Raw genomic sequence first — 8,810 nt, 5'->3', positions numbered from 1 at the left:
ATGGTGTCGGTGGCGACGACTGCCGAGGAGGTCACCGCGACGATCGCCCGGTGGGACGGGCGGGTGGCGTTGGCTGCTGTCAACGGGCCGACGTCGGTGGTGGTGTCGGGTGATGTCGCGGCCCTGGACGAGTTGGTCGCCCTTTACGAGTCGCGTGAGGTGCGGGTCCGCCGTGTTCCGGTGGATTACGCGTCCCACTCCGCGCACGTCGAGCCGCTGCGTGAGCAGTTGCTGGAGTTGTTGGCGGGGTTGCGTCCGCGTACGAGTGAGGTGCGGTTCCGGTCGACGGTGGTGGGTGACTGGTTGGACACCGCTGGCCTGGATGCCGACTACTGGTACCGCAATCTGCGGCAGACGGTGCGGTTCGACGAGGCGGTGCGCAGTCTCGTTGCGGCCGGTTACTCCACGATTGTCGAGGTCAGTGCGCATCCGGTGTTGACGATGGCGGTGCAGGAGTCCGTCGAGGTGGCTGCTGCCGATCCGGCGGCGGTGACCGTGACGGGCAGCCTGCGTCGTGGTGAGGGTGGTCTGGGTCGGTTCCACCACGCTCTGGCGGAGGTGTACGCCGGTGGCACGTCGGTGGACTGGCGGCCCGCGTTCGCCGGCCGGCCGGGACGTCTGGTCGATCTGCCCACCTACCCGTTCCAACGACAGCACTACTGGCCGCAGCCGGCCGCCGCGCCCGCCCCGGCCGCCGGACCCGCCGGCCCCACCGTCGAGGACGAGGTCGACGCCCGGTTCTGGGCCGCCGTCGAGGCGGAGGACCTGACCGCGCTCACCGCCGAACTCGCCGACGTCACCGCCGCCGACGCGGTGCCCGAGGCGGCCTTCGCCGACGTGCTGCCCGTACTCGCCGCCTGGCGGCGCCGGCACCGCGACCAGGCCGCCGTCGACTCGTGGCGGTACCGGGACGGCTGGCTGCCCGTCGCCGACGACGGCGACCCCGCCGTCACCGGCACGTGGTGGCTCGTCACCGGCCCCGACGACACCGCCGCCGACCAGGCCGCGTTCTGCCAGGACGCCCTCGAACGGCGCGGCGCCACGGTCGTCCCCGTGGAACTGGACGCCGAGCGGACCGACCGCGTCGCCCTCGCGGCCCGGGCCCGCGACCTCGCCGCGGTCGGACCCGTCGCCGGGATCGTCTCCCTGCTGGCGCTCGACGAGACGCCGGACCCCGCGCACCCGTCGGTGCCCGTCGGCTTCGCCGGCACGGTCACGCTGACGCAGGCCCTCGGCGACGCCGGCGTCCGCGCGCCGCTGTGGTGCCTCACCCAGGGTGCCGTCTCCACCGACCCCGGCGACCCGCTGCCGCACCCCGTGCAGCAGCTCGCCTGGGGCTTCGGCCGGGTCGCCGCCCTCGAACACCCCGACCGCTGGGGCGGCCTGCTCGACCTGCCCGACGAGCTGGACGACGCCGCCGGCCGGCGGCTCGTCCGCGTCCTCGCCGGCACCGACGGGGAGGACCAGGTGGCGCTGCGGCGCGTCGCCGCGTTCGCCCGCCGGCTGCTGCGCGCCCCGCTGGGCGACGCCCCGGCCGTCCGCACCTGGCGGCCCACCGGCACCGCCCTCGTCACCGGCGGGACCGGCGCCCTCGGCGGGCACATGGCCCGCTGGCTCGCCGCCAACGGCGCCCCCCACCTGGTGCTGCTCAGCCGCCGCGGCAGGCAGGCCGAGGGGATCGCCGAGCTGGAGGCCGAGCTGGTCGGGCTCGGCGCCCGGGTCACCGTGGCCGCCTGCGACGCCGCCGACCGGTCGGCCCTCGCTGCCGTCATCGACGGCCTGCCGGCCGAGTACCCGCTGACCACCGTCGTGCACACCGCCGCCGTGCTCGACGACTCGGTGATCAGCTCGCTCACCCTCGACCAGGTCGACTACGCGCTGAGCGCCAAGGTCACCGCCGCGTTCAACCTGCACGAGCTGACCCGCGACCGGGACCTCGACGCGTTCATCCTGTTCTCCGCCATGGCCGGCACCGTCGGCAGCTCCGGCGTGGGCAACTACGCCCCCGGCAACGCCGTCCTCAACGCGCTCGCCGAGCACCGGCGCGGCCTCGGCCTGCCCGCCACCTCGATCGCGTGGGGCGCGTGGGGCGGCGGCGGCATGGCCGAGGGCGAGTTCGGCAGGATGCTGCACCGCCACGGCGCCCCCGAGATGCACCCGAGGCTCGCCGTCGCCGCGCTGCACCAGGCCGTCGAGCACGACGAGACGTTCCTGACCATCTCCAACATCGCCTGGGACCGGTTCTACGTCGCGTTCACGGCCACCCGGCCCGGGCCGCTGATCGCCGAGATCCCCGAGGCGCAGGCGCTCGCGGCCACCAAGGGCGTCGCCGAGGCCGGGGAGGCCGACGAGGGCAACCCCGGCGCGTCCCTCGCCCGGATGGGCGCCGCCGAGCGCCAGCAGGCGCTGCTCGACCTGGTCCGCGAGCAGGCGGCCACCGTCCTCAAGTACGCCGGCGGCGAGGCCGTCGACCCGCACCACGCGTTCCGGGACCTCGGCTTCGACTCGGTGACCGCCGTCGAGCTGCGCAACCGGCTCGCCACCGCCACCGGGCTGCGGCTGCCGGTGACCCTCGTCTTCGACTACCCGACCCCGACCGTGCTCGCCCGGCACCTGCACGAGGAACTGGGCGGCGGGGCCGAGGCGGCCGTCGTCGCCGCACCCGTGGTCCTCGCGGACGACGAGCCCGTCGCCATCGTCGCCATGTCGTGCCGGTTCCCCGGGGGCGCCAACGACCCCGAGCGGTTCTGGCAGATGCTGCACGCCGGCCGGGACGCCGTCTCCGACCTGCCCGGCGACCGGGGCTGGGACATCGACCGGCTCTACGACCCCGACCCCTATTCCAACGGCACCTCCTACGTCCGCAGCGGCGCCTTCCTGTACGACGGGGCGGACTTCGACCCGGGGTTCTTCGGGATCAGCCCGCGTGAGGCCCTGGCGATGGACCCGCAGCAGCGGTTGCTGCTGGAGACGTCGTGGGAGGCGATCGAGCGGGCAGGGGTTGTTCCAGGGGTGTTGCGGGGTTCGCGAACAGGGGTGTTCGTGGGCACGAACGGCCAGGACTATGGGGCCCTGTTGTTGTCGGCCGGGGACGAGGCGGAGGGGTTCGGCGCGACGGGGAACGCCGCGAGTGTCTTGTCGGGTCGGGTGGCGTACGCGTTGGGGTTGGAGGGGCCTGCGGTGTCGGTGGACACGGCGTGTTCGTCGTCCCTCGTCGCGTTGCACCTGGCGGTGCAGGCGCTGCGTCGGGGTGAGTGTGACCTCGCCCTGGCCGGCGGTGTGACGGTGATGGCGACGCCGGGCCTGTTCGTGGAGTTCTCGCGGCAGCGCGGGTTGGCGGCCGACGGACGGTGCAAGGCGTTCGCGGCGGCGGCGGACGGCACCGGTTGGGGTGAGGGCGCCGGCGTCCTGCTGGTGGAGCGGTTGTCGGACGCCCGGCGGTTGGGGCATCCGGTGCTGGCGGTGGTGCGGGGCAGCGCGGTGAACCAGGACGGGGCGTCGAACGGGCTCACCGCGCCGAACGGTCCGTCCCAGCAGCGGGTGATCCGGGAAGCCCTGGCCTCGGCGGGACTCGCCGCCTCCGACGTGGACGTGGTGGAGGCGCACGGCACCGGCACGACGCTCGGTGACCCGATCGAGGCGCAGGCGCTGCTGGCGACGTACGGGCAGGACCGGCCGGGTGACCGGCCGCTGCTGCTGGGGTCGGTCAAGTCGAACATCGGGCACACCCAGGCCGCCGCCGGCGTCGCCGGCGTCATCAAGATGGTCCTCGCCCTGCAGGAGGGCGTCGTCCCGGCCACGCTGCACGTGGACGCCCCGTCGCCGCACATCGACTGGACGGCGGGCGCGGTGGAGTTGGCGACGGAGGCGCGGCCCTGGCCGGAGACGGGGCGGGTACGGCGGGCAGCGGTGTCGTCGTTCGGGATCTCGGGCACGAACTCGCACGTCATCATCGAGCAGGCGGACGAGGCGGCCGGGCCTGCCGCGGAGGCGGCTCCAGGGCTGGTGGTCTCGGACGTGGTGGTGTGGCCGGTGTCGGCGCGGTCGAAGGCGGCCCTGGCGGGTCAGGCGGCACGGCTGGCGCGGCACGTCCGCGAGCGCGGCGGGCTCGACCCGGCGGCGGCGGGCTGGTCCCTGGCGACGATCCGGTCGACGTTCGACCACCGGGCCGCCGTCGTCGGCGCGAGCGTGGAGGAACTGCTTACCGGGCTGGACGCGCTGGCGTCCGGTTCCCCCGCCGGTAACGCGGTCACGGGCACGGCGTCGGGTCACGGTGCGGGTCCGGTGTTCGTGTTCCCGGGTCAGGGGGCGCAGTCGGCGCGGATGGCGGCTGGTCTGGTGGGTCGTACGCCGGTGTTCGATGCCAGGCTCGCGGAGTGCCAGGCGGCCTTGGCCCCGTATCTCGATGTCGATGTGGTGTCGGTGTTGAGCGGGGATGACGAGTCGTGGTTGGACCGGGTCGAGGTCGTGCAGCCGGTGTTGTGGGCGGTGGGTGTCGCTCTGGCGGCGGTGTGGCGGCACGTGGGTGTGGTGCCGCAGGCGGTGGTCGGTCACTCGCAGGGTGAAATCGGCGCGGCCTGCGTGGCGGGAATTCTGTCGCTGGAGGACGCTGCCAGGACGGTGGCGTTGCGGTCGCGGGCTCTGGCGGTGCTGCGGGGGACGGGGACGATGGCGTCGGTGGACCTGTCCGCCGAGGCGGTCGGCGAGCGGTTGGCCGGCTTCCCCGGCGTTGGTGTCGCGGCGGTGAACGGTCCGTTGACGGTGGTGGTGTCGGGGCCGCCGCAGCCGGTGGCGGATCTGGTGGAGGCGTGTCAGGCCGACGGTGTGCGGGCGCGGTTGATTCCGGTGGACTACGCGTCGCATTCCCCATCCGTGCAGGAGGTCGCCGAGCGGTTGCGTGCCGATCTGGCCGACGTGCGGCCGCAGCCGGGTCACACCCGTCTGGTGTCGACGTTGACCGGCGACTGGGTGCAGCCGGAGAGCATGACGGCGGACTACTGGTACGAGAATCTGCGGCGGACGGTGCAGTTCGACGCGGCGGTGCGGGTGGCGGTCGCGGCGGGTCACACGACGTTCGTGGAGATCTCTCCGCATCCGGTGTTGACGATGCCGGTGACGGCGATCCTGGACGACACCGGCACTACCGGGTACACGCTGGGTAGCCTGCGTCGGGGCGACGACGACCCGACGCGGCTGTTGACCAACCTGGCCACCGCGCACGCGATCGGCCTGCCCGTCGACCTGACGAAGGTCCTGGCGAGGACGCCGACCGTCGACCTGCCCACGTACGCCTTCGACCGCACCCGGTTCTGGCCGAGCAGGGCGGAGGAGCAGGGCGACGCACCCAGCGGAGTCGACTCCGCCTTCTGGGCGGCCGTCGAACGGGAGGACCTGGCCGCGCTCGCGGAACTCACCGCGCAGAGCGCCACCGAGTCCCTCGAACGGCTGGGCGCCGCCCTGCCGGTGCTCGCCTCCTGGCGACGCCAGCAGCGGGACCGGTCCACCCTCGACGACCTGCGCTACCGCAGCGTCTGGCAGCCGTACAACGGCACGCCCGTCAGCTTCCTCCCCGGCGCCTGGTGGGTCGTCGCCGACGCGCACCGCGCGGACGAGGGCGAGGCCGCCGTGGCCGAGCTGGGCCGCCGGGGCGCCGACGCCCGGCTGGTGCTGCTGCCGGAGGAGCTGACCGAGCGGGCGGCCGTCGCCGAGCACCTGGCCGCCGCCACCCGCACCGGCGACGGCGAACGCGCGCCGGTGGACGGCGTGTTGTCGCTGCTCGCCCTCGCCGACGGCCCGGTCGACGACACCCAGCCGGTGCCGCCCTTCCTGGCCCGATCCCTGGCCCTGGTGCAGGCCCTCGGCGACCTCGACGTGGCCGCCCCGCTCTGGTGCGTCACCCGGGGCGCCACCGGCACCGCGCGGGACGCGACGCCGGCCCGGCCGGAACAGTCGCTGCTCTGGGGCCTCGGCCGGGTCGCCGCCCTCGAACACCCCGAGCGCTGGGGCGGGCTGGTCGACGTGCCGGCCACCCTGGACGACCACGGCTGGGACCTGCTCTGCGCCGCGCTGGCCGGCCTCGACGGCGAGGACCAGCTCGCCGTCGACGGCGCCACGGTCCTGGTGAACCGGCTGGTGCGGGCGCCCGGCGGCGACACCGTTCCCGACGAGCCCGACCACCCCGGCACGACGCTGGTCACCGGCGGCACCGGTGCCCTCGGCGCGGAGGTGGCCCGCTGGCTGGCCGCCCGGGGCGCCGAGCACCTGCTGCTGGTCAGCCGCCGGGGCGCCGACGCCCCCGGCGCGGCCGACCTCGTCCGGGAGCTGACCGCCGCCGGCACGCGGGTGACCGTCACGGCCTGCGACGTGGCCGACCGGGCGGCGCTGGCGAAGCTGCTCGACGAGGTGCCCGCCGACGCGCCCCTGACCGGGGTGGTGCACGCGGCCGGGGTCCTCGACGACGGCGTCCTCGACGGCCTCACCGCGGACCGGCTCGCCACCGCCCTGCGGCCCAAGGTGCTCGGCGCGCTGCACCTGCACGAGCTGACCGCCGACCGGCCGCTGCGCGCGTTCGTGCTGTTCTCCGCGATGGCCGGCCAGCTCGGCGCCGCCGGGCAGGGCAGCTACGCCGCCGCGAACGCGTACCTCGACGCGCTCGCCGAGCAGCGGCACCGGCAGGGCCTCCCGGCCACCTCGGTCGCCTGGGGCCCCTGGGCGGCCGGCGGGATGGCCGCCACCGACCAGGCCGTGGAGGAACGCCGCCGCCGCAGCGGCGTCGCCCGCCTCGACACCGCGACGGCGTTCGCCGCGCTCGTCCGGTGCGTGGCGCGACGGGAGCCGGCGACGCTGGTGGCCGGCATCGACTGGGCGCGGTACGTGCCGGGGTTCGTCGCCGTGCGGCCCAGCCCGCTGCTGACCGGCGTCGCGGAGGCGCAGCGGGCCGCCGCCGAGCGGGCCGACGACGCCGGGGCGTCGGCGGAGTCCCTCGCCGCCCTGCTCGCCGGGCAGACCGACGCCGAGCGGCGCAAGACCCTCCTCGAACTGGTACGCGGCCAGGCCGCCGCCGTGCTCGGGCACGCCTCGGCGGACGCCGTCGAACCGGACCGGGCGTTCCGGGAGCTCGGCTTCGACTCGCTCACCGCGGTCGAGCTGCGCAACCGGCTGACGGCGGCGACCGGCGTACGGCTGCCCGCCACGGTCGTCTTCGACTACCCGACCGCGGCCGGCCTCGCCGAGTACGTCCGGGCGGCGATCGTCGACGGCGGCGTGGTCGGCGTCGCACCGGTCTTCGGGGAACTGGACAGGTTGGAAGCGGCGCTGTCCGGCTCGGTGCCGGACCGCAGCGCCCGGATTCGGATCACGGAGCGGCTGCGGGCGCTGCTGGCCTCCCTCAACGAGGCCGACGCCCCGGCGGGCGGCGGGGACACCGTCGCCGAGAAGCTCCAGGACGCCACGCCGGACGAGGTCTTCGACTTCATCGACCGTGAGCTGGGGGTGTCCTGACGTGATCGCTGCTGCGTGCACGGCTCAACACAAGGAGAGCGCGGTCCATGGCTGACGAGGCGAAGCTTCTCGACTACCTCAAGCGGGTCACCGCCGACCTGCACCAGGTGCGGCAGCGCCTGCGCGAGGTGGAGGCCGGCGAGCAGGAACCGGTCGCCATCGTCTCCATGAGCTGCCGCTTCCCGGGCGGGGTGCGGTCGCCGGAGGACCTGTGGAAGGTGGTCGCGTCCGGGCAGGACGTGATCTCCGACTTCCCGCAGGACCGGGGCTGGGACCTCGCGTCGCTGTACGACGCCGACCAGGAGCAGGGCGGGCTCGGCACGTCGTACACGGCGCAGGGCGGCTTCGTCCACGACCTGGCCGACTTCGACCCGGGCTTCTTCGCGATCTCCCCCCGCGAGGCCCTGGCCATGGACCCGCAGCAGCGGTGGCTGCTGGAGACCTCCTGGGAGGTCCTGGAGCGGGCCGGCATCGACCCGCACTCGCTGAAGGGCAGCCGCACCGGCGTCTTCGCCGGCAGCACCGGCCAGGACTACGGCAGCGTGCTGATGGGCGCCGCGCAGGGCCTCGAGGGGCACCTGATGACCGGCAACGCCGGCAGCGTCGTCTCCGGCCGGATCGCCTACACGTTCGGCCTGGAGGGCCCGGCGGTCACCATCGACACCGCCTGCTCGTCCTCCCTGGTCGCCCTGCACCTCGCCGCCCAGGCGCTGCGCCAGCAGGAGTGCACCCTGGCCATCGTCGCCGGCGTCACCGCCATGTGCACCCCGGCCGCGTTCGTCGAGTTCTCCCGGCAGCGCGGCCTCGCCGCCGACGGCCGGTGCAAGGCGTTCGCCGCCGCCGCCGACGGTACCGGTTGGTCCGAGGGCGTCGGCGTGCTGCTGCTGGAGCGGCTGTCCGACGCCCAGCGCAACGGCCACCCGATCCTCGCCGTCGTGCGGGGCAGCGCGGTCAACCAGGACGGCGCGTCCAACGGCCTGAGCGCCCCGAACGGGCCCTCGCAGCAGCGCGTCATCCAGCAGGCCCTCGCCAACGCCGGCCTCGCCGCCGGCGGCGTGGACGTGGTCGAGGCGCACGGCACCGGTACCCGGCTCGGCGACCCGATCGAGGCGCAGGCGCTGCTCGCCACGTACGGGCAGGACCGGGGGGCGGGCTCCGCGCCGCTGCTGCTCGGCTCGGTCAAGTCGAACATCGGGCACGCGCAGGCGGCTGCCGGCGTCGCCGGTGTGATCAAGATGGTGATGGCGATGCGGCACGGCGTCGTGCCGCCCACCCTGCACGTCGACGAGCCGACCCCGCAGGTCGACTGG

The 8,810-nt window shown here is 75.0% G+C and carries 2 protein-coding genes; both read left to right on the top strand.

Going from position 1 to position 8,810, the window contains the following annotated elements:
* Positions 1-7,500 (top strand): type I polyketide synthase (locus tag AB0L34_RS31345; RefSeq protein ID WP_363708983.1); only part of this gene is annotated, 7,500 nt, incomplete at its 5' end.
* A gap of 47 nt (positions 7,501-7,547) precedes the next feature.
* Positions 7,548-8,810: beta-ketoacyl synthase N-terminal-like domain-containing protein (locus AB0L34_RS31340; protein ID WP_363708981.1), on the top strand; the 1,263-nt coding region annotated here is incomplete at its 3' end.

Origin of the sequence: Micromonospora sp. NPDC052213 (assembly GCF_040679695.1) — a bacterium.
Lineage (GTDB): Bacteria > Actinomycetota > Actinomycetes > Mycobacteriales > Micromonosporaceae > Micromonospora.
Note: the sequence above shows the minus strand (reverse complement) of the source record. Positions and strands in the feature narration are given on the sequence as shown.